General features: G+C 72.3%; 20 protein-coding genes and 1 riboswitch. Of the genes, 14 read left to right on the top strand and 6 right to left on the bottom strand.

Annotation, left to right across the window (positions count from 1 at the left end; translation table 11 throughout):
- Positions 1–214: 214 nt before the first annotated feature.
- The 4 genes from ACZ7LY_RS01825 to ACZ7LY_RS01810 all read left to right on the top strand — a co-directional run bounded on the left by ACZ7LY_RS01825 (position 215) and on the right by ACZ7LY_RS01810 (position 5,299).
- Positions 215–1,570, top strand: a complete 1,356-nt coding sequence (locus tag ACZ7LY_RS01825; RefSeq protein WP_471622486.1) for a M16 family metallopeptidase — start codon at positions 215–217, stop codon at positions 1,568–1,570.
- A 17-nt stretch (positions 1,571–1,587) separates the two neighbouring features.
- The gene (locus ACZ7LY_RS01820; RefSeq protein ID WP_471622624.1) at positions 1,588–2,955 is read left to right on the top strand and encodes a M16 family metallopeptidase; all 1,368 of its coding nucleotides are present in this window, start codon (positions 1,588–1,590) and stop codon (positions 2,953–2,955) included.
- A 335-nt stretch (positions 2,956–3,290) separates the two neighbouring features.
- Positions 3,291–3,455, top strand: a riboswitch (cyclic di-AMP (ydaO/yuaA leader).
- 13 nt (positions 3,456–3,468) lie between these two features.
- A complete protein-coding gene (locus tag ACZ7LY_RS01815) occupies positions 3,469–4,281 on the top strand; it encodes a M23 family metallopeptidase (protein WP_471622485.1) in 813 nt (270 codons plus the stop codon).
- A gap of 331 nt (positions 4,282–4,612) precedes the next feature.
- Positions 4,613–5,299, top strand: a complete 687-nt coding sequence (locus ACZ7LY_RS01810) for a GntR family transcriptional regulator (protein ID WP_471622484.1) — start codon at positions 4,613–4,615, stop codon at positions 5,297–5,299.
- 350 nt (positions 5,300–5,649) lie between these two features.
- On the opposite strand, the gene ACZ7LY_RS01805 is transcribed toward ACZ7LY_RS01810, so the two are convergent.
- Positions 5,650–5,931, bottom strand: a complete 282-nt coding sequence (locus ACZ7LY_RS01805; RefSeq protein ID WP_003993478.1) for an HPr family phosphocarrier protein — start codon at positions 5,929–5,931, stop codon at positions 5,650–5,652.
- A 188-nt stretch (positions 5,932–6,119) separates the two neighbouring features.
- On the opposite strand from ACZ7LY_RS01805, the gene ACZ7LY_RS01800 reads away from it, so the two are divergent.
- The 4 genes from ACZ7LY_RS01800 to ACZ7LY_RS01785 all read left to right on the top strand — a co-directional run bounded on the left by ACZ7LY_RS01800 (position 6,120) and on the right by ACZ7LY_RS01785 (position 11,687).
- Complete coding sequence (locus ACZ7LY_RS01800) at positions 6,120–9,038, top strand: bifunctional acetate--CoA ligase family protein/GNAT family N-acetyltransferase (RefSeq protein ID WP_471622483.1); 2,919 nt, start codon at positions 6,120–6,122, stop codon at positions 9,036–9,038.
- A gap of 123 nt (positions 9,039–9,161) precedes the next feature.
- Positions 9,162–9,749 carry a DUF5998 family protein gene (locus ACZ7LY_RS01795; protein ID WP_471622482.1) on the top strand — a complete coding sequence of 196 codons (588 nt, stop codon included), beginning with the start codon at positions 9,162–9,164 and terminating at the stop codon, positions 9,747–9,749.
- Positions 9,749–10,936 (top strand): alkaline phosphatase family protein, encoded by a 1,188-nt coding sequence (locus ACZ7LY_RS01790; RefSeq protein ID WP_471622481.1) that lies wholly within the window; start codon positions 9,749–9,751, stop codon positions 10,934–10,936. The genes ACZ7LY_RS01795 and ACZ7LY_RS01790 overlap by 1 nt, the downstream gene beginning before the upstream one ends.
- A gap of 106 nt (positions 10,937–11,042) precedes the next feature.
- Entirely contained in the window at positions 11,043–11,687 is a 645-nt protein-coding gene (locus ACZ7LY_RS01785) for a thymidine kinase (RefSeq protein ID WP_471622480.1), read from the top strand.
- A 142-nt stretch (positions 11,688–11,829) separates the two neighbouring features.
- Here the strand turns inward: ACZ7LY_RS01785 and ACZ7LY_RS01780 are convergent, their stop codons facing one another.
- Entirely contained in the window at positions 11,830–12,606 is a 777-nt protein-coding gene (locus ACZ7LY_RS01780; protein WP_471622479.1) for a VOC family protein, read from the bottom strand.
- Between the two features lie 275 nt (positions 12,607–12,881).
- Here ACZ7LY_RS01780 and ACZ7LY_RS01775 point away from each other — a divergent pair, with 275 nt between their 5' ends.
- Positions 12,882–13,748: a sulfurtransferase gene (locus ACZ7LY_RS01775; RefSeq protein ID WP_471622478.1), complete on the top strand. Its 867-nt coding sequence runs from the start codon at positions 12,882–12,884 to the stop codon at positions 13,746–13,748.
- 263 nt (positions 13,749–14,011) lie between these two features.
- On the opposite strand, the gene sepH is transcribed toward ACZ7LY_RS01775, so the two are convergent.
- Positions 14,012–15,091 (bottom strand): septation protein SepH, encoded by a 1,080-nt coding sequence (sepH, locus tag ACZ7LY_RS01770; protein ID WP_471622477.1) that lies wholly within the window; start codon positions 15,089–15,091, stop codon positions 14,012–14,014.
- 528 nt (positions 15,092–15,619) lie between these two features.
- Between sepH and ACZ7LY_RS01765 the strand changes: the two genes are divergently transcribed.
- A complete protein-coding gene (locus ACZ7LY_RS01765; RefSeq protein WP_471622476.1) occupies positions 15,620–17,227 on the top strand; it encodes a hypothetical protein in 1,608 nt (535 codons plus the stop codon).
- A gap of 40 nt (positions 17,228–17,267) precedes the next feature.
- On the opposite strand, the gene ACZ7LY_RS01760 is transcribed toward ACZ7LY_RS01765, so the two are convergent.
- Together ACZ7LY_RS01760 and ACZ7LY_RS01755 are read right to left on the bottom strand one after the other, a co-directional pair.
- Positions 17,268–18,596, bottom strand: a complete 1,329-nt coding sequence (locus ACZ7LY_RS01760; RefSeq protein WP_471622475.1) for a D-arabinono-1,4-lactone oxidase — start codon at positions 18,594–18,596, stop codon at positions 17,268–17,270.
- Positions 18,547–19,800, bottom strand: a complete 1,254-nt coding sequence (locus tag ACZ7LY_RS01755) for an MFS transporter (protein ID WP_471622474.1) — start codon at positions 19,798–19,800, stop codon at positions 18,547–18,549. Before ACZ7LY_RS01755 ends, ACZ7LY_RS01760 begins: the two co-directional genes overlap by 50 nt.
- A gap of 125 nt (positions 19,801–19,925) precedes the next feature.
- Between ACZ7LY_RS01755 and ACZ7LY_RS01750 the strand changes: the two genes are divergently transcribed.
- Both ACZ7LY_RS01750 and ACZ7LY_RS01745 read left to right on the top strand, forming a co-directional pair.
- Entirely contained in the window at positions 19,926–21,065 is a 1,140-nt protein-coding gene (locus tag ACZ7LY_RS01750) for a ferrochelatase (protein ID WP_471622473.1), read from the top strand.
- An 88-nt stretch (positions 21,066–21,153) separates the two neighbouring features.
- On the top strand, positions 21,154–21,930 hold the full coding sequence (locus ACZ7LY_RS01745; RefSeq protein ID WP_471622623.1) for an inositol monophosphatase family protein: 777 nt from the start codon (positions 21,154–21,156) through the stop codon (positions 21,928–21,930).
- 160 nt (positions 21,931–22,090) lie between these two features.
- On the opposite strand, the gene ACZ7LY_RS01740 is transcribed toward ACZ7LY_RS01745, so the two are convergent.
- A complete protein-coding gene (locus ACZ7LY_RS01740) occupies positions 22,091–22,264 on the bottom strand; it encodes a hypothetical protein (protein ID WP_471622472.1) in 174 nt (57 codons plus the stop codon).
- Positions 22,265–22,590: 326 nt separating this feature from the next.
- Here ACZ7LY_RS01740 and ACZ7LY_RS01735 point away from each other — a divergent pair, with 326 nt between their 5' ends.
- Both ACZ7LY_RS01735 and ACZ7LY_RS01730 read left to right on the top strand, forming a co-directional pair.
- Positions 22,591–23,244: a response regulator transcription factor gene (locus ACZ7LY_RS01735; RefSeq protein WP_018535991.1), complete on the top strand. Its 654-nt coding sequence runs from the start codon at positions 22,591–22,593 to the stop codon at positions 23,242–23,244.
- A 7-nt stretch (positions 23,245–23,251) separates the two neighbouring features.
- Complete coding sequence (locus tag ACZ7LY_RS01730; RefSeq protein ID WP_471622471.1) at positions 23,252–24,493, top strand: sensor histidine kinase; 1,242 nt, start codon at positions 23,252–23,254, stop codon at positions 24,491–24,493.
- The last annotated feature ends 456 nt before the right edge of the window (positions 24,494–24,949 follow it).

The following is a 24,949-nucleotide window of genomic DNA, read 5'->3' as shown; positions in this document are numbered from 1 at the left end:
ACGCCGAGCGCGACCCGTCCGTACCGGCCGGTCGCCGGGTCCGAACAGGCGCTCGGGGCGGGCCCCGCGCCGTCTGCTCGCTCAGGGCGTAGCCCCGGCGGGAACTTCGCCAGGTGTCAGCACGCTTGCATACAGTGGCAGCACCAGCGGCGGATATGCGCCTGCCGCACTGCCCGCTGCGTATTCTGCGCTCTCCGCGATCGAAGGGACGTACATGCCCATGGGTCACACGGCCACCGCCGAGCCCGGCTCCGGCGGCCTGACAGCGACCGAGCACCGGCTGGCCAACGGCCTGCGCGTGGTGCTCTCCGAGGACCACCTGACCCCGGTCGCTGCGGTCTGCCTCTGGTACGACGTCGGCTCGCGCCACGAGGTCAAGGGCCGTACGGGCCTCGCGCACCTCTTCGAGCACCTGATGTTCCAGGGCTCGAAGCAGGTCCACGGCAACGGGCACTTCGAGCTGGTCCAGGGCGCGGGCGGCTCCCTGAACGGCACGACGAGCTTCGAGCGGACCAACTACTTCGAGACGATGCCCGCCCACCAGCTCGAACTCGCGCTGTGGCTGGAGGCCGACCGCATGGGGTCGCTGCTGGCCGCCCTCGACGAGGAGTCGATGGAGAACCAGCGGGACGTCGTCAAGAACGAGCGCCGCCAGCGCTACGACAACGTGCCCTACGGCACCGCCTTCGAGAAGCTGACCGCCCTCATGTACCCCGAGGGCCACCCTTACCACCACACGCCCATCGGCTCCATGGCCGACCTGGACGCCGCCACCCTGGAGGACGCGCGGAACTTCTTCCGCACGTACTACGCGCCGAACAACGCGGTGCTCTCCGTCGTCGGCGACATCGACCCCGAGCAGACGCTCGCCTGGGTCGAGAAGTACTTCGGCTCCATCCCCGGCCACGACGGCAAGGACGCCCCGCGCGACGGCTCCCTGCCGGACGTGATCGGAGGTCAGGTGCGCGAGGTCGTCGAGGAGGAGGTGCCGGCGCGCGCCCTCATGGCCGCCTACCGGCTCCCGCAGGACGGCACGCGCGCGTGCGACGCCGCCGATCTCGCCCTCACCGTCCTCGGCGGCGGCGAGTCCTCCCGCCTGTACAACCGCCTCGTGCGGCGCGACCGTACCGCCGTCGCCGCCGGTTTCGGCCTGCTGCGCCTCGCGGGCGCGCCCTCGCTCGGCTGGCTCGACGTGAAGACCTCCGGCGATGTCGAGGTGCCCGTCATCGAGGCCGCCGTCGACGAGGAGCTGGCCCGGTTCGCCGAGCAGGGGCCGACGCCGGAGGAGATGGAGCGCGCGCAGGCCCAGTTGGAGCGCGAGTGGCTGGACCGGCTCGGCACGGTCGCGGGCCGCGCCGACGAACTGTGCCGCTACGCGGTCCTGTTCGGCGACCCGCAGCTCGCCCTGACCGCCGTGCAGCGCGTCCTGGACGTGACCGCCGAGGAGGTCCAGGAGGTCGCCAAGGCCCGCCTGCGCCCCGACAACCGCGCGGTCCTCGTGTACGAGCCCACCGCCCCCGCCGGTTCCGAAGACGAGAGCGACGACAGCGACGAGGAGGCGGGCCGGTGACCGAGCAGCTCGCAAGCATGGAGTTCCACCCGCAGCCGCAGGCCGGCGCCCCCAAGCCGTGGGCGTTCCCGGCGCCCGAGCGCGGGTCCCTCGGCAACGGCCTGACGGTGCTGCGCTGCCACCGGCCCGGCCAGCAGGTCGTCGCCGTCGAGATCAACCTGGCGGCGCCGCTCGACGCCGAGCCCGCCGGCCTGGACGGCGTCGCCACGATCATGGCGCGCGCCTTCTCCGAGGGCACCGACAAGCACTCCGCCGAGGAGTTCGCCGCCGAGCTGGAGCGCTGCGGCGCCACGCTCGACGCGCACGCCGACCACCCCGGCGTCCGTGTCTCCCTGGAGGTGCCGGTCTCCCGGCTGGCCAAGGCGCTCGGCCTGCTCGCCGACGCGCTGCGGGCGCCCGCCTTCGCCGACAGCGAGATCGAGCGGCTCGTACGCAACCGCCTCGACGAGATCCCGCACGAGAGCGCCAACCCGGCCCGCCGTGCCGCCAAGGAGCTCTCCCGCCAGCTCTTCCCGGCGACCTCGCGCATGTCGCGCCCGCGCCAGGGCACCGAGGAGACCGTCGGCGCGATCGACGCGGCGGCCGTCCGCGCCTTCTACGAGAAGCACGTACGCCCCGCCACCGCCACGGCCGTCGTGGTGGGCGACCTGACGGACGTGGACCTCGACGCCCTGCTCGCCGACACGCTCGGCGCGTGGACCGGCGACACCGCGCAGCCGCTCGCCGCCCCGCCGGTCACCGCCGACGACCGCGGCCGGGTCGTCATCGTGGACCGGCCCGGCGCCGTGCAGACGCAACTGCTCATCGGCCGCGTCGGGCCCGACAAGCACGACCAGGTGTGGCCGGCGCAGATCCTCGGCACGTACTGCCTGGGCGGCACCCTGACGTCCCGTCTCGACCGTGTGCTGCGCGAGGAGAAGGGCTACACGTACGGTGTGCGCTCCTTCGCGCAGGTGCTGCGGTCCACGGCCGACGGCACGGGCGCGGCGATGCTGGCGATCAGCGGCTCGGTGGACACGCCGAACACGGGCCCGGCGCTCGCCGACCTGTGGACGGTGCTGCGCACGCTGGCCGCCGAGGGGCTGACCGAGGCGGAGCGCGACACCGCCGTGCAGAACCTCGTCGGCGTCGCCCCGCTGAAGTTCGAGACGGCGGCCGCGGTCGCCGCCACGCTCGCCGACCAGGTCGAGCAGGAGCTTCCGGACGACTTCCAGGGCCACCTGTACCAGCGGCTCGCCGAGACGGGCACGGTGGAGGCCACCGCGGCCGTCGTGAGCGCGTTCCCGGCGGACCGGCTGGTGACGATCCTCGTGGGCGACGCCGCGAGCATCGAGGCGCCCGTCAGGGAGCTCGGCATCGGCGACGTGAGCGTCGTCGCGGGCTGAGCCGTCGCGCCACGCGCGCGTACGAGCAAGACGAGCGTCTGGAGCGCCAGAAACGTCAGGAGCGCCAGGGAGCCCCGGTGGTCACCGCGACCGCCGGGGCTCCTTCTGTCGCGTGGGGCTGAACCGTCTCGTGGGGTGGGACCGATCCGGCGCGTGGGACCGATCACGTCCGGCCGTACCCCCTATCGGATCACGTATGTCCGTTTTGATGGGGAGGTTGCCTGTCTGCTCTGTGGCATGCGCGACAAAAACAGCGATCTGTTTGTTGCGGGAACGGTGGCCCGCTTAGCGTCGGTCCGGCTGTTCGGCCAGACCCACGTCGCGCCCGCGACACCGGACAGTCATCGCCGAGTCCCCCTACGGCGCGAGCCAGGGGAGCCGGGGACCCATCGCAGTCCCTGGGGTGAATCGGGCGCGCTTCCCGCGAGGGGAGGGCCCCGTAGGAGACCTTCCTGCTCCGAACCCGTCAGCTAACCCGGTAGGCGAGAGGGAAGGAAAGGAACAAGCCCCTTCATGGCGTTCACCCGTGCCACCGGGAAGCATCGTCGTCCCAGCCGCCTCACCCGTACGACCGCCAAGGTCGCCGGTGTCGCCGCGCTCACCACGACCGGTGTCGTCGCGGGCCTCGCGGCCCCCGCCCTCGCCGCCGACGCCGCGGCCCCGGCCGAGCAGAACGGACTGACGCAGGCCGTCGCCATCGGCGACTCGCTCGCCGCCCAGATCGACGCCCAGGCCACCGCGCAGAAGAAGGCCGCCGACGAGGCCGCCGCCAAGAAGCGCGCCGAGGCCGAGGCCAAGAAGCGTGCCGAGGAGGCCAAGCGCAAGGCGGAAGAGGCCAAGCGCAAGGCCGAGGAGAAGGCGAAGCAGGAGCGCGAGGCCAAGGAGCGTGCCGCCCGCGACGCCGAGCGCAAGCGCCTGAACGCCTATGTGCCGCCCATCGCCGGCTCGTACGTGTCCACCGCCTACAAGGCGAGCAGCGGCCTGTGGTCCTCCGGCAGCCACACCGGTATCGACTTCCACGCCGCGTCCGGGACGAGCGTCCACGCGGTCGGCGCGGGCACGGTCGTCGAGGCCGGCTGGGGCGGTGCGTACGGCAACAACATCGTGATCAAGATGAATGACGGTACGTACACCCAGTACGGTCACCTGTCGTCCATCGGGGTCTCCGTCGGCCAGTCCGTCACCCCGGGCCAGCAGATCGGCCTGTCCGGCTCCACCGGCAACACCACGGGCCCGCACCTGCACTTCGAGGCCCGCACCTCGCCCGACTACGGCTCGGACATCGACCCCCTCGCGTACCTGCGCGCTCACGGCGTCAACGTCTGACCCCGGACCCGGACCCGGACCCGGACCCGGACCCGGACCCCGGTCCCCGCGCCTGAAGCGGCGTCACGACAGCCCCGGCTCCCCGCGAGCCGGGGCTGTCGCCGTATGCGGACGCCTGCCCCACGCGCGCGTAGCGGGCCGGTTTCTCCCGCCTGATTTCACCCCGCCAGGTATTCAGTGTCCCAAAAATGACCCCCGGCCGCCGCCTTCCGCCGGAATTCCGAGAATGGTGGAATAGAGTCGTCGGGCCGGTGCGCGGAAGAAGCGGACGCGCTTCGGCGCGGCGGAAATCGAGCGCGTTTTCGCGCGGGTCCAGGCGGAGGTTCGGGTCATGCGCATTCCCGCGCACTCGGTATGCACGGCGATCCGCGACGACATCGTCGCGGGAGTCTACGAGCGCGGCGGCAGACTCACCGAGGAGGTACTGGCGCGGCGCTACGGAGTCTCGCGCGTCCCGGTGCGTGAGGCGCTGCGCACCCTGGAGGCCGAGGGATTCGTCGTCACGCGCCGGCACGCGGGCGCGTGCGTGGCCGAACCGAGCGAGCGGGAGGCCGCCGACCTGCTGGAGATGCGCGCCCTGCTGGAGCCCCTCTGCGCGGCCCGCGCGGCCCAGCGCCGCACCGACGCCCACCTCAAGGTGCTGCACGGCCTCGTCAGGCTCGGTCAGGAGCGCGCCCGGCACGGTGGCGGCCAGGAGTTGGAGGCCCTGAGCGCCTGGTTCCAGGAGACGCTCGTCCAGGCGTGCGGCAGCCCGGGCCTGATCGCCGTGCTGACCCAGCTCCGGCACAAGATCGAGTGGATGTACGCGGTCGAGGCGCCGGAGCGGCCCGCCGACACCTGGGCCGAGCGCGGCGCCCTCGTCGACGCCGTGACCCGCAGGGACGCCACACGCGCCCGCGCGCTGGCGGCCCGCCACGCCGAACGGGTGACGGGCGCGCACCGACTCCGCATCCCTCGTCCGAGCGAACGTGTGAGGGCTTCGCAACATGCCGTCAACACGCCCCGGCTCCAGCATTAACAAAGGGACCGTATACAAGCTGTACGAGAAAGCGTCGGTATTCTCCGCGAGGCACTGTCGTGAGTTCCCTGACTTACCGGTCGGTGTTCTCTTTGATGCGGCCTGACGGGAAAGGGTCGAGTGGCGGGAGAGCGGGAATTTCTGCTATTCCTGCGCGTTCGGTTTCTGTGGTCCGTCAGCATGGAAGAAATGCTCCGCCGTCAGCAGTCCCGTACGCGAAGACCCTCACGGCTCGAACGCGTAGACGCCCGCACGCGCGAACGGCGGAGCCGCGCCTCCCCGAAGGGGTCGCGCGGCTCCGCCGTGATGCCGGGACGACTGCCGGCCTGGCCCCCGGAAGGGGCAGGGCGTCAGACGGTCTCGGGAAGCTCCTCAAGGCCCTCGGAGACCAGCTTGGCCAGACGGTCGAGGGCGGCGTCCGCGCCCTCGGCGTCCGAGGCCAGGACGATCTCCTCGCCGCCCTGGGCGCCGAGGCCCAGCACCGCGAGCATGGAAGCGGCGTTGACGGGGTTGCCGTCGGCCTTGGCGATCGTCACGGGAACGCCGGCGGCCGTGGCAGCGCGGACGAAGATGGAAGCGGGGCGGGCGTGAAGGCCCTCGGCCCAGCCGACGTTGACGCGGCGCTCAGCCATGTGATGCTGCCCTTCAGGTGACTCACGGTTGTCTAGACCATTCTCACATACCTCGGGACGTGCTCGCGCGGACCCAGGTCCCGATCCGCACCGCCCTTCGGCCCTCCATAGCCTGCCCCTCACGCGCGCGGGACGCGACCCGTGGGAGACCGCCGACGCCTGTCAGTGCCCGGCTCTACCCTTGCCGCATGGAGACCCCGTCGGACCGGCACGCCTACCCCGCCCACTGGGAGGCCGACGTGGTGCTGCGCGACGGCGGCACCGCGCGGATCAGGCCCATCACGACCGAGGACGCCGACCGCCTGACCAGCTTCTACGAGCAGGTCTCGGACGAGTCGAAGTACTACCGTTTCTTCGCGCCATATCCACGCCTGTCCGCCAAGGATGTCCACCGGTTCACCCATCACGACCACGTGGACCGCGTCGGTCTCGCCGCCACCGTGGGCGGCGAGTTCATCGCCACCGTGCGCTACGACCGCATCGACGCGCGCGGCATGCCCGCCTCCGCCCCCGCCGACGAGGCCGAGGTCGCCTTCCTCGTCCAGGACGCCCACCAGGGCCGGGGCGTGGCCTCCGCCCTGCTCGAACACATCGCGGCCGTCGCCCGCGAGCGCGGCATCCGCCGCTTCGCCGCCGAGGTGCTGCCCGCCAACACCAAGATGATCAAGGTGTTCCGGGACGCCGGATACACCCAGAAGCGCAGCTTCGAGGACGGTGTCGTCCGCCTGGAGTTCGACATCGAACCCACCGAACAGTCGCTCGCCGTGCAGCACGCGCGCGAGCAGCGCGCCGAGGCCCGCTCCGTGCAGCGCCTGCTCGCCCCCGGCTCCGTAGCTGTCGTCGGTGTCGGCCGCACGCCCGGGGGAGTGGGCCGCAGCGTTCTCGCCAACTTGAAGGACGCCGGCTTCACCGGCCGCCTGTATGCGGTCAACAAGGCGTTCCCCGACGACCTCACCGAGATCGACGGCGTCCCCGCCCATCGCTCCGTACGTGACATCGACCCCGCCGACCACGTCGACCTGGCCGTCGTCGCCGTCCCCGCGCCCGACGTGCCCGAAGTCGTCGACGAGTGCGGCGCGCGCGGCGTCCAGGGGCTCGTCGTCGTCTCCGCCGGCTACGCGGAGAGCGGCGCCGAAGGACGCGAGCGCCAGCGCGCGCTGGTCCGCCAGGCCCGCAGCCACGGTATGCGCATCGTCGGGCCCAACGCCTTCGGCATCGTCAACACCTCACCCGACGTCCGCCTCAACGCCTCGCTCGCCCCCCAGATGCCACGGCCCGGACGCATCGGCCTGTTCGCCCAGTCCGGCGCCATCGGCATCGCCCTGCTCTCCCGGCTGCACCGCAGGGGCGGCGGCGTCACCGGCCTGACCGGCGTCTCCACGTTCGTCTCCGCGGGCAACCGCGCGGACGTCTCGGGCAACGACGTCCTGCAGTACTGGTACGACGACCCCGACACCGACGTCGCCCTCATGTACCTCGAATCGATCGGCAACCCCCGCAAGTTCACCCGTCTGGCCCGCCGCACCGCCGCCGCCAAGCCCCTCGTCGTCGTCCAGGGCGCCCGGCACAGCGGCACCGCCCCCACCGGCCACGCCGTCCGTGCCACCCGCCTCCCGCACGCCACCGTCTCCGCGCTGCTCGGGCAGGCCGGAGTGCTGCGCGTCGACACCATCACCGAACTCGTCGACACCGGCCTCCTCCTGGCCCGCCAGCCGCTTCCCGCGGGCCCCCGCGTCGCCATCCTCGGCAACTCCGAATCCCTCGGCCTGCTCACCTACGACGTGTGCCTGTCCGAAGGGCTGCGCCCCAAGACGCCCCGCGACCTGACCACCGAGGCGTCCCCCGACGACTTCCGTGCCGCCCTCGAAGCCGCCCTGGCCGACGACAAGACCGACTCCGTCGTCGTCACCGCCATGCCGGTCGTCGGGGAGGGCATGGCCCAGGACGCGGAGCTGGCCGCCGCCCTCAGCGCCGCCGCGGCCACCGTCCCCACCAAGCCCGTCCTCGTCGTCCACGTCGAACTCGGCGGCCTCGCCGAAGCCCTCTCCGCCGCCGCCAGCACCGGCCCCAACGCGGCCGCGCCCGGCGCCGCGAGCCCCGACACCGCCGCCACCGACACCGCCGTCTCCGACGCGCCGGACGGCACCCCGCATCCTGCCCCCGCCGCCCAGGACGGCGCCCGGCAGCCCGCCCCCGCGCCCCGGGCCGCCGCCCCCGCGTCCGGCGCAGCACCGCGCCTCATCCCGGCCTACCCCGCCGCCGAGCGCGCCGTCCACGCCCTCGCCGACGTCGTCAAATACGCCCAGTGGCGCCGCGACCACGACAGCCCCGGCAAGGTCCCCGAGTACGACGACATCGACGAGTCCGGCGCCGCCGACCTCATCACCGCGCTGCTCGCCAAGGACGACGACCCGCGCGGCATCGAACTGGCGCCCGACGACGCCCGCGCCCTCCTCGCCCGCTACGGCATCGCCGTACGCCCCACCCTGCCCGCGCCCGACGCGGACGCCGCCGCCGAAGCGGCCCGCAGCCTCGGCTATCCCGTCGCCCTCAAGACCACCGCCCCGCACCTGCGCCACCGCGCCGACCTCGGTGGCGTACGCCTCGACCTCGCCGACGAGAGCGATCTGCGGCGCGCCTACGAGGAGCTGACCGAGCACCTGGGCGCCCCCGCCGAGCTGCGGCCCGTCGTGCAGGCCATGGCCCCGCGCGGGGTCGACACCGTCGTCCGCGCGGTCATCGACCCGGCCGCCGGCGCCGTCCTCTCCTTCGGCCTCGCGGGCGCTCCCTCCGAACTGCTCGGCGACACCGCGCACCGCCTGATCCCGGTCACCGACCGCGACGCCCAGGCGGTCGTGCGCGGCATCAAGACCGCGCCGATCCTGTTCGGCTGGCGCGGCGCCGCGCCCGTGGACACGCCTGCCCTCGAGGAGCTGATCCAGCGCGTCAGCCGCCTCGTCGACGACCATCCCGAGGTCGTCGGCGTCGCCCTCGAACCCGTCGTCGTCGCCCAGCACGGCCTCACCGTCCTCGGCGCCTGGGTCCGCCTCGCGCCCCCGCCCGCGCGCGACGACCTCGGCCCGCGTACGCTGCCCGTCGCGTACTGACGCCCGCCCACACGGCCCGCGCGCCCGATGTCCGCGCCCGCCCGACACGCCCGGGCGGAACGCGTGCCGAGCGTTGTCCACAGGCGAGACGTCAGCCTCGTCACGGGCTTTAGGATGGACCTCATGGCCAAGACCAGTACGACGACCCAGGGGCTGCGCGCAGCGATCGAGCGCAGCGGCTATTACCCGGCCCTCGTGGCCGAGGCGGTGGAGGCCGCGGTCGGCGGCGAGCCCATCTCGTCGTATCTGGTGCACCAGGAGACCACCTTCGACGCCAACGAGGTGCGCAGGCACGTCACCGTCCTCGTCCTCACCGGCACCCGCTTCATCGTGAGCCACACCGACGAGCAGGCCGCCGACAGCACCTCCCCGACGCCGTACGCGACCACGTCCACGGAGTCCGTGAAGATCGGCCGGATCTCCTCCGTGGTCCTCAGCCGCGTCGTCGCCAACCCGGAGAAGTACGTCCCCGGCACCCTCCCGCGCGAAGTCGTCCTCACGATCGGCTGGGGCGCCGTCTCCCGCATCGACCTGGAGCCCGCCGCCTGCGGAGACCCGAACTGCGAGGCCGACCACGGCTACACGGGCAGCTCCACCGCCGACGACCTGAGCCTGCGCGTCAGCGAGGCCGGCGACGGCCCCGAGACCGTCCGTCAGGCCCTCGCCTTCTCCCAGTCGCTCTCCGAGGCCACCGCGGACGCGGGACGCTGATGACTCAGGCCGCCTGGGACGACGTAGAGCCGCTGCCCGTCCACACCGCTCCCGTCCCGGCGTACGGCAGTGGGTCGCTCGCCGACCTGCTGCCCACCCTCGCCGCCCATCTCGGCGTCCCCGGCTGCACCCCCGCGATCCCCGAGCTGGCCCCGGCGGACCGCGCCTGCGTCTTCCTCATCGACGGGCTCGGCTGGGAGCAGCTTCGCGCCCACCCCGACGAGGCGCCCTTCCTCAGCTCTCTCATACCGTCCTCGCGCGGCGGCACCGGACGCCCGATCACCGCCGGCTTCCCGGCCACCACCGCCACCTCCCTCGCCTCTGTCGGCACAGGGCTCCCGCCCGGCGCCCACGGTCTGCCCGGCTACACCGTGCGCAACCCCGACACCGGCGAACTGATGAACCAGCTGCGCTGGACGCCCTGGACCAAGCCGCAGACCTGGCAGCCCTACCCGACGGTCTTCCAGCGCGCCCACGACGCGGGCGTGCACACCGCGCAGGTCTCCGCCCCCGCCTTCCAGTCCACCCCGCTCACCAAGATCGCCCTCAGCGGCGGCACGTTCTACGGCCGTCTCTCCGGCGAGGAGCGCATGGACCTGGCCGCCGAGCAACTGGCGGCGGGCGGCCGTTCACTCGTCTACACGTACTACAGCGAGGTCGACGGCAAGGGGCACCGCTTCGGCGTCGACTCGGACCCCTGGCGCGGGCAGCTCATGTACGTCGACCGGCTCGCTCAGCGCCTCGCCGAGCAACTGCCGTCCCACAGCGCCCTGTACGTCACCGCCGACCACGGCATGGTCGACATCCCCTTCGACGAGCAGTCCCGTATCGACTTCGACGACGACTGGGAACTGAGCGCGGGTGTCGCCCTGTTGGGCGGCGAGGGCCGTGCCCGTCATGTGTACGCCGTGCCCGGCGCCGCCAGTGACGTGCTCACCGTGTGGCGCGAGGTGCTCGGCGAGCAGTTCTGGATCGCCGGCCGCGACGAGGCCATCGCCGCGGGCTGGTTCGGTCCACATGTTGATCAACGTGTGTACGAGCGTCTCGGTGACGTGATCGCCGCCGCCCGCGACGACGTCGTCCTCATCGCCTCCCGCAACGAGCCGAACGAGTCGGCGATGGTCGGCAACCACGGCTCGATGACCCCCGCCGAGCAACTCGTGCCGCTTCTCGAAGCGCGCGCCTGAGCCCGCACCGACCGCACCGCACTCCACCGCACCGCACTCCACCGCGCCCCACGACCCGCCTTCGCCCCTCCCGCCCGCCGACCGACCGAAAGGTGCTCGACTCCCCATGCCCGAGCTGGTGTTCTTCTCCGGAACGATGGACTGCGGAAAGAGCACCCTGGCTCTGCAGATCGAGCACAACCGCTCGGCCCGCGGGCTCCAGGGGATGATCTTCACCCGGGACGACCGGGCGGGCGAGGGCAAGCTCTCCTCACGCCTCGGCCTGGTCACCGACGCCGTGGAGGTGGCCGATGACCTGGATGTGTACGCGTACGTGGTGGACCGGCTCTCGCAGGGCGGCAAGGTGGACTACGTGATCGCGGACGAGGCCCAGTTCCTCGCGCCTGAGCAGATCGACCAGTTCGCCCGGGTCGTCGACGACCTCGGGCTCGACGTCTTCGCGTTCGGCATCACCACCGACTTCCGCTCCAAGCTGTTCCCGGGCTCGCAGCGGCTCGTCGAACTCGCGGACCGTGTGGAGGTGTTGCAGGTCGAGGCGCTGTGCTGGTGCGGCGCCCGCGCCACACACAACGCCCGCACGGTCAACGGCGAGATGGTCGTCGAAGGCGCCCAGGTCGTCGTCGGGGACGTCGACCAGGCGGAGGACACGATCGGCTACGAGGTGCTGTGCCGCCGCCATCACCGGCGCCGTATGACGGCCTCGTCGGCGCACGCCGCGTCCCTGTCACCGGACGTCCTGCCGGTCGGCTGAGGGCACGCTTCGGCTGAGGGCACGCTTACGTGCCGCAAGAGCGCGCCACGCGGGGCCGCCCGGAGCGGACACGTCAGGGCGCCGGGAGCGGAGGCGGCGAGCCCCGGACCCCGCGAGCCCGGCACGGGAACCCGGGCCGCGGTCAGTCGCGCCGGGACTTCACCACGGTGAACTCTGCGCCCTCCGGATCGGCGACCGTCGCCACCCGTCCGTAGGTATCCTCGCGCGGCGGCTTGACGATGTGCCCGCCCAGGTCGGCGACCCGCTCCACGGCCTCGTCCACGTCCGCGACCTCGAAGTACGTCATCCAGTGCGGCCCGCGCTCACGCGGCAGCGCGTGGCCCACACCGTGCACCGACGCCACCGGCCGGTCCTCCACGTGCAGCGTCAGGAAGTCGAAGTCGGCGGAGACAACAGCCTCTTCGGCGTATCCGAAGACCGCCTGGTAGAACTTGGCGACGCTCGCCGTCTCGTGCGTCACCAGCTCGTTCCACGCGACCGTGCCCGGCTCCCCGGTCACCGCCATGCCCAGATGCGCGGACGCCTGCCAGATCCCGAACACCGCGCCCGCCGGGTCGGAGCCGATCGCCAGCCGGCCCGCCTCGCCGGCGTCCAGCGGCCCCACGCCCACGGTGCCGCCGCAGTGGCGTACGCACTCGGCCGTCACGTCGACGTCCGCGGAGGCCATGTACGGCGTCCACGCGATCGGCAGGTTCCGGTCGGCGGGCAGTTGCCCGATGCCGGCCACCTCCTTGCCGCCGAGGAGAGCCCGTACGTACGGGCCGAGCTGCTGGGGACCGGGTCTGAACTCCCAGCCGAACAGCGACCCGTAGAACTCCTGGGTGGCGGCCATGCTGTGGACCATCAGACTCACCCAGCAAGGTGTGCCGGGTGCGCGCCGGGCTGCTGCCTCGGTCATCGTCACTCTCTCCTCAAAAACGGGACCCTCGGGGCCCGTGATCGGGGACCCGCGTGTCACATCACGCCCGTGCTGATGGTGGCACTCCGTGCCGCGCAGCGCTCCTGGCCGCGCCGAACCCGTAGGACTCCCCGCAGAGAGTGCCCTGAACGGTGTCGCGCATGCGTGGCGGCGCCACGACCGGCACGTGTCCGGCAGGTGGACGCTCAGTAGTCGAGCGAGCACGCTAGCCGAACCCGGACGCTCGAGCCAGACCATGGGCAAGGATGGCCCTCATGAATGCCATCATCTCCGCATCCGAACTTGCGAGCGACTTGGCGGGCGACACCCCGCCGGCCCTGCTCGACATCCGCTGGCAACTGAGCGTCGCCAAGGCCGCCGGAGCCCCTGTCTTCGACGGCCGCGCGACCTACGCGGCAGGTCACATCCCGGGCGCGGTCTACGTGGACCTGGACAAGGAGCTGGCCGGACACCCCGGCGCGGACGGCGGCCGGCACCCCCTGCCGGACCTCGAAGCGTTCGGCGCATCGATGCGCGCGGCGGGCGTGTCGCCGGACCGCGAGGTCGTCGTGTACGACGGCGGCCAGGGGTGGGCCGCCGCGCGCGCGTGGTGGATGCTCCGCTGGACGGGTCACCCGTCCGTGCGAGTCCTCGACGGCGGGCTCGCCGCGTGGAACGGCCCGCTGGAGACGGGGGAGCGGACCGCGCGGCCAGGCACCTTCGTCCCTGCACCGGGTGCCACGGGCCTGCTGGACGCGGACGAGGCGGCCGCCCTGGCCCGTTCCGGGCTGCTGCTGGACGCCCGTGCCGCCGAGCGCTACCGGGGTGACGTGGAGCCCATCGACCGGGTCGGCGGGCACATTCCGGGCGCGGTCTCGGCGCCGACGACGGAGAACGTCGACGAGGACGGCCGTTTCCTGCCCGCGGGGAAGCTCGCGGAGCGGTTCCGGGCGCTCGGGGCGACGGGGGAACTGGGGGAGGCGGGGCAGGTCGGCGTGTACTGCGGTTCCGGCGTCTCGGGCGCGCACGAGGTGCTGGCGCTGGCTGTCGCGGGCATCGACGCGCAGCTCTACGTCGGTTCCTGGTCGCAGTGGTCGGCGGACGAGTCCCGGCCGGTGGCGAAGGGCCCCGACCCGCAGTGACGTGACCTGGTGAGCCTCTTGGTAAGCCTGTATGGGCGATCAGGCGCCCGCGCCGACCGACCACGAGGGACGGGCGGGCGCGGGCGCCTCTGCCACACCTGAGGGCCACTCCTGAGGGCCACACCTGAGGGCGTACGGCCTTGCCGTGCCCGCCCGCCCGTGTGCTGCCCTGCACGGCAAGTCGCGTACGTGTGTCTACGCGCGCGTAGCAGCAGAAGGCGCGGAGGGTGACGCGGCGGCCCCGGGCCGACACAGTCGCCGCGTCACTCCTGCTTCTTGCGGCGCGTGCCGAAGACAATCTCGTCCCAGCTCGGGACCGCGGCGCGGCGCCCGGGGCGTACCCCGTCGGCTTCGGCCTGTCGGTCGGTCGTGCCGGTCAGCCGGTCGCGGTGGCCCGCGACGGACCGGGGCATCAGGATGTCCGCGTACGCGGATCCCGCGCCGGCGGAAGCGGCGGGCGCGGCCGGCTCCTCGACCACCTCGGCGGCGGGCTCCGGCTCGTCCTCGGGCGGCTCGGGCGCGACCGTGGGGCGGTCGGGCACCACGATGTCGCCGCGGTAGCTCGGCACGGCCTCCAGGAGGCTCGTCAGCGAGTCGCGCTCCGAGGCCGAGGCGATGGCCGGCAGGTTCTCCTCGGCCGGCGGGTCTGCGGGCTCCGCCGGGGACGAGGGACGTTCGAGCTGCCGGTCCAGGGCGCGGTCCAGTGGTCGGTCGCGCGGCAGGCGGGCGATGCGCGGCACGAACGGGAACGTGGGCTCCGGGGCGCCGATGTCGTCGGACTCGCCGATGAGCGAACGGGCCTCGTCGTCGACGGCCTGCACGAGCCGGCGGGGCGGGTCATAGGTCCAGCTCGCGGAGTGCGGCTCACCGGCGACCCGGTAGACGAGCAGGACTTCCCAGGTGCCGTCGTCGCGGCGCCAGGAGTCCCACTGGACGGTCTCCTTGTCGACACCGCGCAGCAGCAGCCGCTCCTGGACGGCCTCGCCGAGCTGGGGTCCCGTGTTCTCCCCGGGGCGGCGTACGGGCGTCTTGCGGGCTCGCTCGGCCATGAAGGCGCGCTCCGCGAGCACGGGGCCCTCGAAGCGGCGGACCCGCTCCACGGGGATGCCCGCGAACTGGGCGACCTCCTCGGCGGAGGCGCCTGCCCGTATACGCGCCTGAATGTCGCGCGGGCGGAGGTGGCTCTCCACCTCGATCTCGATCTGGCCGAGACGCGGACGGTCGCCGCGCACGGCGGCGCGGAGTCGCTCGTCGATCGGAAGCGTGTACTCCGTGCTGTCCGCAGCCTTCAGCACCAGCCGTGTGCCGTCGTTAGAGACGGCCACGACACGCAGTTCGGGCATGGGGACCTCCCGGGTGGTGCCTGCCGACGTCACGTGCGTCGCTGCTTCCGCTAGTCGAGTGTGGCCTGCCCGGGTGCAGCCTGCCACAACCTTGCCGAGTTGCCCGGCGTGTCGGGCGTGGGCCCGAAAGCGCCGTTATGGCACGGTTACCTGTTCGCAACGCTAAGTGACCGTAGTCGTCACCCTGTGCAACGAGCCCCCTCCCGGCGGTCCTGGAAGGCCCCGGGCACCCTGGCGGGAGACCGGACCCAGGGCTCGCAACAGTACTCCATTCGGGCCACGCGCGTGGATCGGCACGCCGCCGAACTTCTCACGGGGGGCGGGAGTTGGGTGCGCCATCGGGGGAACAGTGCTGGTTCCGTGGGTGGTCCACGTGGCGTGCTTCACGGAATCTCCAGATCCGGAACTACGAACTACAGTCGTACGTCCTTTCTCGTGTGACAGGAGAAGTTCACGTAGCCTCGAGAACTTCACTGTGATTCAAGAGCTTTGGTAGTGGACGTCGAGAAAGGCAGGCAAGGTCCGGAGATGGGCGATAAGCCGGAGAACTCCGCAGGCGACCAGGGAGAGGCCAAGGAGAAGAAGCGGCTGGATCTGAGCGTTCCTCAGGTGGCTGGCAGTGCCGTCGCCGCCGTCGTGGCCGCGAAGCTCGCCTCCAGCTTCGGCGTCTACGGGACGATTCTCGGCGCCGGTGTGGTGAGCGCCCTCGCCACCTGCGGCGGCACGGTCTTCCAGCACTTCTTCAAGCGCACCGGCGAGCAGATACGTGACGTCGCCGTGCAGACCAAGCCGAAGGCGCGCCAGGTGCCCGTCACGGCGGAGGGCCGGCCCGTGCCGCGCACCTTCCGTTCCGACGCCTCCATGGACGCCACCAAGGCCATGGTCACCGGCGACCGCCCGCCCCTCGCCCGCCCCGGGCTCGACGCGCTGCCCACCACCACGACGTGGGGCAACCCCGGCGGGGCCGATAGCGACACCGGCGTAGGCGCCGCGAGCGCGCTGCCCGCGCGGCAGTCCGGGGCCGACGCGACCACGCGCTTCCTCGACACGGGCGCCGTCGCCGATCTGCTGCCCGACGAGACCGGCCGCCTGCCGCTGCCGGGCGCGGGGGAGACGGCCGACGCCGAGGAGACCCGCCTCCTGGACACGACGGGGGCCGGCTCGCCCGTTACCGGGGACACCGACGCGACCCAGATGCTGAACACCTCAGGCATCACCGGCACGTCGGGCGCCGCAGGGCCTACCGGCACCTCCGGCATCTCGAACACCACGGGCGACTCCGGTGCCGGCAGCCCCTCCGATGTCCCCGATCCGCAGAAGACGCAGTTCCTGGGTGCCCTGCCTCTGGACCCCGAGCGGACCCGGCTGCTCGGCACCGTCGCGGCCGGCGACACCGGAAGCACCCGCCGCCTCGGTGCCGCGGGGACGACCGGCGCCGACCGCACCCGCGTCCTTCGCGCGGGCGCGGGCGCGGTGACCGACGAGACCGGCGTCCCGGCCGACCAGGCCACCCGCGCGCTGCGCCCGCTGGACCCCGCCGAGGGTGCCGGCGTACCGCTGCCGGGCGACGAGGAGTTCACCGAGGGAACCGTGCACCGGTCCCGCGTCAAGAGCTGGAAGCGGCCGCTGATCGCCGCGGCCGTCGTCTTCGGCATCACCATGGGCGGCATCACCGTCTACGAAGTGGCCTCCGGCCACAGCTTCAGCGGCGACGACAAGAGCACGACCCTGCGTGACGCGTTCCGGGGCGGCTCCTCGTCCGGCCGCCACACTCCCGCCCCCGGTACCTCCCAGTCGCCCACGGACGGCACCGGCGCCCCCATGGACGGCGGCGGCGCGACCCCCGGCAGCGACGGCGGCACCGGCCCCGCGGCCACCCCCGACCGCAACGGCGGGAACGGCACGGGCTCCGGGACCGGTGACGGCACGGGCAACGGCACGGGCTCGGACCGCAGCCCCGGCACCGACACCGGCTCGGGCGACAACGGCGACGGCTCCGGGACCGACAAGGGCGACGGCGGTACGACTCCGGCCCCGACGCCCACCCCGACCCCCTCCCAGAGCGCGGGCTCCGGCACGGGCGCCGACGAGGGCGCGGCCACCGGCGACGCCGGCCGGCAGTCCCCGGCGCAGTGAGCCGGGGCCCGGGGGCTGCCCCTCGGGCCAGGCCCCCAGGTCAGTCGCCGAGGACCCGGCGCAGGTAGGCGTTGGCGAACCTGCGGTCCGGGTCCAGGCGGTCACGCAGCGCCGTGAACTCCGCGAAGCGCGGGTACGCGCGCGCGAAGTACTCCGCGTCGCGCGTGTGCATCTTGCCCCAGTGGGGGCGCCCCTCGTGCGCGGTGAAGATCTGCTCGGCGGCCGTGAAGTAGCGCTGGTACGGCGTGCCCTTGTACATGTGGACCGCGATGTAGGCGCTGTCCCGGCCGGACGCCGTGGACAGGGTGATGTCGTCGGCCGGGGCCGTGCGGACCTCCACGGGGAAGCTGATCCGCAGGTTCGACCGCTCCACCATCGCCTTCAGCTCGCGCAGCGTGTCCGCCAGCGCCTCACGCGGAATCGCGTACTCCATCTCCACGAAGCGCACCCGGCGCGGGGACGTGAAGACCTTGTACGGAATGTCGGTGTACGTCCGTGCCGACAGGGCCTTGCTGGAGACCTTGGCGATCGTCGGGATCGTGGAGGGCACCGCCCGGCCCAGCGAGTTCACCACCTGGAACAGGCCGTTGGAGAGGATCTCGTCCTCCCAGATGCCGCTGAGCCGCGACACCGGCGCCTCGGGGCCCGCGCTGCGGTTGTTGCGCTTGGTGTTGCAGTTGCCGGTGTGCGGGAACCAGTAGAACTCGAAGTGCTCGTTCTCCGCGTACAGCTCGTCGAAGTCGGCGAGCACCCGGTCGAACGCCATCGGCTCCTCGCGGGCCGTCAACAGGAAGATCGGCTCCACGGCGAACGTGATCGCCGTGACGATGCCGAGCGCGCCGAGCCCGATCCGCGCGGCGGCGAAGACCTCCGGGTTCTCCTGCTCGGAACAGGTCAGCAGCTCACCGCTCGCCGTCACCAGCTCCAGGCCCCTGATCTGCGCGGCGATGGACGCCGAGTCGCGGCCCGTGCCGTGCGTGCCGGTGCTGGTCGCCCCGGAGACCGTCTGCTCCATGATGTCGCCCATGTTCGTGAGCGACAGGCCCTCGCGGGCCAGAGCCAGGTTGAGCCTCTTGAGCGGAGTGCCGGCCTCGACCGTGACCGTGTGGTTCTCCCGGTCGATGCTGCGGATGCCCGTCAACAGTTGAGGGCGTATCAACACACCGTCGGTGGCCGCCGCCGCCGTGAACGAGTGGCCACTGCCGACCGCCTTCACGGTCAGGCCGTCCTCGGCCGCCTTGCGCACCGCCGCCGTCAGTTCCTCGACCGACGCGGGCGTCACCTCGCGCGCGGGCCGGGAGACGACGTTCCCCGCCCAGTTACGCCACGCTTCGCTGCTCTTCGTGCTGCCCGTCTGCGCCGTGCTCATGGGTTGTTCCTCCCCGCTGCGGAACCGGCCGCTTCAGCCGGCGGTAGCCGAGGAACCCGACCAGGACCGCGACGGCGCCGGAGACGACCGGCACCCCGTACCCGGCCCTCGCACCGTAGGCGTCGATCACCCAGCCGGCCACGGAGGAACCGAGCGCGACGCCGACCGCCAGGCCGGTGCTCACCCAGGTCATGCCCTCGGTCAGCTTCGCGCGTGGTACGTGCTGCTCGACGAGGGCCATCGTCGTGATCATCGTCGGCGCGATGGACAGGCCCGCAACGAAGAGCGCCACGGCCAGAAACGGCAGGTTCCCGACCAGTTGGAGGGGGATCATACTCACGGCCATCGTGACGACACCCACCAGCCACCGGCGGGCGGGCGCCCCCTTGAAGTGCAGCAGCCCGAACACCGCGCCCGCGACACAGGAGCCCGCCGCGTACACCGCGAGCACCACGCTCGCCCACGACTTGTGGCCCTGGTCCTCCGCGAACGCGACGGTCACCACGTCCACCGACCCGAAGATCGCGCCCGTGGCGGCGAACGTGGCCACCAGAACCTGCAACCCGCGCGCGCGGAGCGCCGAACCGCCGCCGTGCTGCGCGCGCGGGTGCGGCGCCGGCTCCGTGGCCCGCTGCGCGGTCAGCCAGAACACGCCGACCGCGAGGAAGCAGCCCGCGAGCAGCGGCCCCGCCTCCGGGAACCAGGCGGTGGACAGCCCGATGGAGATGATCGGCCCGAAGATGAAGCAGACCTCGTCGATGACGGACTCGAACGAGTACGCCGTGTGCAACTGGCGCGGAGCGCCCCCGTACAGCACGGCCCAGCGCGCGCGGATCATCGAGCCCACGCTCGGTACGCAGCCGATGAACGCGGCGCACGCGAACAGCGACCAGTCCGGTGTCTCGTACTTCGCGCACAGCAGCATCGCGGTCACCGCGGTGAGCGAGACCAGCGTCGCCGGGCGCAGCACCCGCCGCTGCCCGAACTGGTCGACCAGCCGCGAGATCTGCGGTCCGATCACCGCCGCCGACAGCGCGACCGTCGCCGACAGGGCGCCCGCGAGCCCGTAGCGGCCGGTGAGCTGCGAGACCATCGTGACGATCCCGATGCCCATCATCGACAGGGGCATCCGGCCCAGGAACCCGGCGACCGAGAAGCTCTTGGTGCCGGGCAGGGCGAAAATGGCGCGGTAGGGGCTGGGCAACGGAACTCCGGTCAGGCCAGGCGTAAGGGTTGATTCGGGGGTACAGCTGATACAGCTTACGCGTGTCATGAGCCCCTGGCATGGCGGTTTTCCGCCTGTCAGTGGCGGGTGGCAGGATCGAAGGCATGCCAGAAGCGCACGCTGTCACGCCCGATGCCCGCCCCTACGACGCCCTGCTGCTGCTCTCCTTCGGCGGCCCCGAGGGCCCCGACGACGTCGTCCCGTTCCTGGAGAACGTGACGCGGGGGCGCGGCATCCCCAAGGAACGGCTCAAAGAGGTCGGGCAGCACTACTTCCAGTTCGGCGGCGTCAGCCCGATCAACGAGCAGAACAGAGCGCTCCTGGACGCCCTGCGCAAGGACTTCGCCGACCACGGCCTCGACCTGCCGGTCCACTGGGGCAACCGCAACTGGGCGCCCTATCTGACCGACACCCTGCGCGAGATGGTCACCGCGGGGCACCGCCGCGTCCTCGTCCTCGCCACCAGCGCGTACGCCTCCTACTCGGGCTGCCGCCAATACCGCGAGAACCTCGCGGACTCCCTCGCCGCGCTGGAGGCCGAGGGCCTCGACGTGCCCGTCGTCGACAAGCTGCGGCACTACTTCAACCACCCCGGTTTCGTGCGCCCCATGATCGACGGCGTCCTGAAGTCGCTGGCCGAGCTGCCCGAGGACGTACGCGACAGCGCCCACATCGCGTTCACCACGCACTCCATCCCGACCGCGGCCGCCGACACCTCCGGCCCCGTGGAGGACCACGGCGACGGCGGCGCGTACGTGCGCCAGCACCTCGACGTGGCGCGGACGATCGCCGACGCCGTCCGCGAGGAGACCGGCGTCGAGCACCCCTGGCAGCTCGTCTACCAGTCGCGCTCCGGCGCCCCGCACATCCCGTGGCTGGAGCCCGACATCTGCGACCACCTGGAGGAGCGCCACGCCGCGGGCGTCCCGGCCGTCGTCATGGCCCCCATCGGGTTCGTCTCGGACCACATGGAGGTCCTGTACGACCTCGACACCGAGGCCACCGCCAAGGCGGCCGAGCTGGGCCTGCCCGTCCGCCGCTCCGCCACCGTCGGCGCCGACCCGCGCTTCGCCGCCGCCGTACGGGACCTGGTCCTGGAGCGCGCCGCGAGCGAGCGCGGCAGCGACGTCGCGCCCTGCGCCCTCGGCGCGCTCGGCGCAAGCCACGACCTGTGCCCGGTCGGCTGCTGCCCGGCCCGTACGCCCAAGCCCGCCGCCGCGGGCGCCGACAGCCCGTACGCGTGAGGACGACACCGTGACCGACGATGTGAACCAGAGCGCGGCCTCCTCCGCGCCCGACGCCCTTGACGCCTCCGACGTCCTCAAGGCCGAACTGCTCGACGTCGCCCTGGAGGCCGCGGCCCGCGCGGGCGCCTTCCTGCGGGACGCCCGCCCCGCCGACCTCGGCGTCGCCGCCACCAAGACCAGCGCCGTCGACGTCGTCACCGAGATGGACATCGCGTCCGAGAAGCTGATCACGGGCTACCTGGCCGACCGCAGGCCCGACGACGGTGTCCTCGGTGAGGAAGGCGCCGCCTCCGAGGGCACCAGCGGCGTCGAGTGGGTCATCGACCCCATCGACGGCACGGTCAATTACCTGTACGGGCGCCCCGACTGGTCCGTGTCCATCGCGGCCCGCAAGGACGGCGTGACGCTTGTCGGCGTCGTCGCCGCCCCCATGCGCGGCGAGACGTACCGCGCGGTCCTCGGCCAGGGCGCCCACGTCGACGACACACCCGCCCACGCGCGCGTGGCGCCGCCCTTCGCCCAGGCCCTCGTCGGTACCGGCTTCGGCTACCTGGAGAGCCGCCGCGCCCGGCAGGCCGACGTCGTGCGGCAGTTGATCCCGCAGGTGCGGGACATCCGGCGCGGCGGCTCGGCCGCCATCGACCTGTGCGACGTCGCCCTCGGCCGCCTCGACGCGTACTACGAACGCGGCCTGAACCCCTGGGACTTCGCCGCCGGCGACCTCATCGCCCGCGAGGCCGGCGCCCTGACCGGCGGCCGCCCCGGCCTGCCCCTGTCGCCCGAGCTGGCCGTCGCCGCCCCGCCCGGCCTCTTCGAGGAGCTGCAGAGCCGCCTGGAGGACCTGGGCGCCTGGCACGACTGAGCCCGCTCCGCGCGCGCGGCAGCACGCGGACACGAGAGAGCCCCGGCGCCCGCCTGGATCGAACAGGCGCCGGGGCTCTCCCGTGGTGCGATGAGACGTGCGCGGCCGGTCGGAGGTGCTACCGGTCAGGCGGGTGGGGCCGGTCGAGCGTGCGGACCGGTCAGGCGTGCGCGGCGTGGACCTCGACGCCGTGCTCGGCGGCAAGGCGGCGCAGGTCGTCCAACTCGCCCTGCTCGACCTCGGCAAGGAAGTCGTCGCCGGTCTCGCGCGCCCGCGTCAGGTCGGACTCGGCCGCCTTTATGCGCTGCAGAAGTCCTGCGGTGAATGCGTCCATGGTTGCGCCCCCTCGTCCTGGGTCGTGGGTCGATGGCACGGGGGTGTGCCCGGTGGAAGGGGCGATCACGTCTCGAGCCGCCCTGGACAAGCAGCTCGTGGCATGCCACATACAAAGCGTGATCGCGGGTGTAAAGCCGTCCTCCCCCCGCTCCCTTCCGCGGAAACCTCAACCCCGCCGGAAAGTCCGGCATTCCCCGGCCCGCAGGCCGTCTTACAGCCGGTTTATGGCCGAAAGGGGCAGGATGGAGGGCCACACCCCATGACCGGACTCGCCCGCGCGCGCCGAAGCGCTGCCCGCGGGCGACCAGAGGAAGGACAAGCGACGTGCGCGTACTCGTCGTCGAGGACGAGCAACTGCTCGCCGATGCGGTGGCCACCGGACTGCGCCGGGAGGCCATGGCCGTCGACGTCGTGTACGACGGTGCGGCCGCCCTGGAGCGCATCGGCGTCAACGACTACGACGTGGTCGTCCTCGACCGCGACCTGCCGCTCGTGCACGGCGACGACGTCGCCCGCAAGATCGTCGAGCTGGGCATGCCGACGCGCATCCTGATGCTGACCGCCTCCGGCGACGTCAGCGACCGCGTGGAGGGCCTGGAGCTGGGCGCCGACGACTACCTGCCCAAGCCCTTCGCGTTCAGCGAGCTGACCGCCCGCGTCCGCGCCCTCGGCCGCCGTACGAGCGTGCCGCTGCCGCCCGTCCTGGAGCGCGCCGGCATCAAGCTCGACCCCAACCGCCGCGAGGTCTTCCGCGACGGCAAGGAGATCCAGCTCGCGCCCAAGGAGTTCGCCGTCCTCGAAGTCCTGCTGCGCAGCGAGGGCGCGGTCGTCTCCGCCGAGCAGCTGCTGGAGAAGGCGTGGGACGAGAACACCGACCCGTTCACCAATGTCGTCCGCGTCACTGTCATGACCCTGCGGCGCAAGCTCGGTGAGCCCGCCGTCATCGTCACGGTCCCCGGCTCCGGCTACCGGATCTGATCCCTCCATGCCAGCCGCTCCCGCGCCCCCCACGGCGCCCCCGAAGCCCACCTGGAAGCCCGGCACCAAGGTCGAACCGCCGTTCCCCTGGCTGCGCCCCACGATCCGCATAAGGCTCACGCTGCTCTATGGCGGCATGTTCCTCATCGCCGGCATCCTGCTGCTGTCGATCATCTACCTGCTGGCGGCCCAGGCCCTGAACGTGGGCAGCGAGCTGCCGTTCAAGATCGTCGTCGGCCGCGTCTCCAGCAGTGTGTGCAACATCCCGGACAACACGGCCGTCCCCGCCAGCGAGCTGAACAGCGTCCTGAGCGACTGTGTGAACCAGCAGCGCCAGCACGCCCTCGACGTCCTGCTCAGCCGCTCCCTGATGGCCCTGCTCGGCCTCGCCATCATCGCGTTCGCCTTCGGGTACGCGATGGCCGGCCGCGTGCTGTCGCCGCTCGGCCGCATCACCCGTACCGCCCGCCGCGTGGCCGGCACGGACCTGTCCCGGCGGATCGAGCTGGACGGCCCGGACGACGAGCTCAAGGAGCTGTCCGACACCTTCGACGAGATGCTGGACCGCCTGGAGCGGGCGTTCACGGCGCAGCAGCGCTTCGTGGGCAACGCGTCGCACGAGCTGCGCACCCCCCTGGCGATCAACCGCACCCTGCTGGAGGTCCATCTCTCCGATCCGGGCGCGCCGGTCGAGCTCCAGCAGCTCGGCAAGACCCTGCTCGCCACCAACGAGCGCAGCGAGCAGCTCGTCGAGGGCCTGCTGCTGCTCGCCCGCAGCGACAACCAGATCGTCGAGCGCAAACCCGTGGACCTCGCCGAGGTCGCCTCGCAGGCCATCGACCAGGCCCGTACGGAGGCCGAGGAGAAGGGCGTCGAGATCCGCGGGGAGCGCAAGGAGGCGGTCGTCCAGGGAAACGGCGTACTCCTGGAGCGCATCGCGCTGAACCTCGTGCAGAACGCGATCCGGTACAACGTGCCGGAGGACGGCTGGGTCCAGGTCGACACCGAGGCACAGCACGGGCAGGCGGTCCTCGTGGTCGCCAACACCGGGCCGGTGGTCCCCGCGTACGAGATCGACAACCTCTTCGAGCCGTTCCGCAGGCTGCGCACCGAGCGCACCGGCAGCGACAAGGGTGTGGGGCTCGGCCTGTCCATCGCCCGGTCCGTCGCGCGCGCCCATGGCGGCCGGATCGCAGCTCAGCCGCGCGAGGGGGGTGGGCTCGTGATGCGGGTGACCCTGCCCATCTAGCGCCTGTCCTCCGGAGCAGAAGGACAGGCGGCAGAAGGTTTCGAGGTGCACGTGGCGTGCGGATCTGACATGCTTCCGCCGACGCGCTGACGGAGTTCGCTTTTAGCGGAATTTTCGGGACCTGAACCCGGGAGGCCCGTGTGTGATCGATCACATGGGCGATTTCCGTGCCTTCCACTCTCTGTGATCGCCATGACCGCCGGAAAGCCGGGAAAATCCGGGTTTTCGGGCGCCTTGATCACGGGAAGTACACGGGGTGGCGCCCGTGCAGTGCGACAAGAGGACCGTGTACGGTCCGGTTCGCCACCCAAGCCGATCACTCCTGCGGAGTCCGGTTGGGTGTCGATTGAGTAACAGACCTTGATGTGAGGCAAAATCTCCGCCTCAGGTCGGGCACAAGTCCGGCCTCTCATGCGTTACGTGCGCTGAGACACCGCATACACCCAGAGGGGGAGA

This window comes from Streptomyces sp. NPDC107550, from assembly GCF_055639095.1.
This window is presented reverse-complemented; position numbering and strand designations above follow the sequence as displayed.

What these genes read in the sequence shown, in the direction of transcription:
- ACZ7LY_RS01825 (WP_471622486.1), top strand. Translation starts at nt 215, where the DNA reads ATGCCCATGGGTCACACGGCCACCGCCGAGCCCGGCTCCGGCGGCCTG.
- ACZ7LY_RS01820 (WP_471622624.1), top strand. Translation starts at nt 1,588, where the DNA reads ATGGAGTTCCACCCGCAGCCGCAGGCCGGCGCCCCCAAGCCGTGGGCG.
- ACZ7LY_RS01815 (WP_471622485.1), top strand. Translation starts at nt 3,469, where the DNA reads ATGGCGTTCACCCGTGCCACCGGGAAGCATCGTCGTCCCAGCCGCCTC.
- ACZ7LY_RS01810 (WP_471622484.1), top strand. Translation starts at nt 4,613, where the DNA reads ATGCGCATTCCCGCGCACTCGGTATGCACGGCGATCCGCGACGACATC.
- ACZ7LY_RS01805 (WP_003993478.1), bottom strand. Translation starts at nt 5,931, where the DNA reads ATGGCTGAGCGCCGCGTCAACGTCGGCTGGGCCGAGGGCCTTCACGCC.
- ACZ7LY_RS01800 (WP_471622483.1), top strand. Translation starts at nt 6,120, where the DNA reads ATGGAGACCCCGTCGGACCGGCACGCCTACCCCGCCCACTGGGAGGCC.
- ACZ7LY_RS01795 (WP_471622482.1), top strand. Translation starts at nt 9,162, where the DNA reads ATGGCCAAGACCAGTACGACGACCCAGGGGCTGCGCGCAGCGATCGAG.
- ACZ7LY_RS01790 (WP_471622481.1), top strand. Translation starts at nt 9,749, where the DNA reads ATGACTCAGGCCGCCTGGGACGACGTAGAGCCGCTGCCCGTCCACACC.
- ACZ7LY_RS01785 (WP_471622480.1), top strand. Translation starts at nt 11,043, where the DNA reads ATGCCCGAGCTGGTGTTCTTCTCCGGAACGATGGACTGCGGAAAGAGC.
- ACZ7LY_RS01780 (WP_471622479.1), bottom strand. Translation starts at nt 12,606, where the DNA reads ATGACCGAGGCAGCAGCCCGGCGCGCACCCGGCACACCTTGCTGGGTG.
- ACZ7LY_RS01775 (WP_471622478.1), top strand. Translation starts at nt 12,882, where the DNA reads ATGAATGCCATCATCTCCGCATCCGAACTTGCGAGCGACTTGGCGGGC.
- sepH (WP_471622477.1), bottom strand. Translation starts at nt 15,091, where the DNA reads ATGCCCGAACTGCGTGTCGTGGCCGTCTCTAACGACGGCACACGGCTG.
- ACZ7LY_RS01765 (WP_471622476.1), top strand. Translation starts at nt 15,620, where the DNA reads ATGGGCGATAAGCCGGAGAACTCCGCAGGCGACCAGGGAGAGGCCAAG.
- ACZ7LY_RS01760 (WP_471622475.1), bottom strand. Translation starts at nt 18,596, where the DNA reads ATGAGCACGGCGCAGACGGGCAGCACGAAGAGCAGCGAAGCGTGGCGT.
- ACZ7LY_RS01750 (WP_471622473.1), top strand. Translation starts at nt 19,926, where the DNA reads ATGCCAGAAGCGCACGCTGTCACGCCCGATGCCCGCCCCTACGACGCC.
- ACZ7LY_RS01740 (WP_471622472.1), bottom strand. Translation starts at nt 22,264, where the DNA reads ATGGACGCATTCACCGCAGGACTTCTGCAGCGCATAAAGGCGGCCGAG.
- ACZ7LY_RS01730 (WP_471622471.1), top strand. Translation starts at nt 23,252, where the DNA reads ATGCCAGCCGCTCCCGCGCCCCCCACGGCGCCCCCGAAGCCCACCTGG.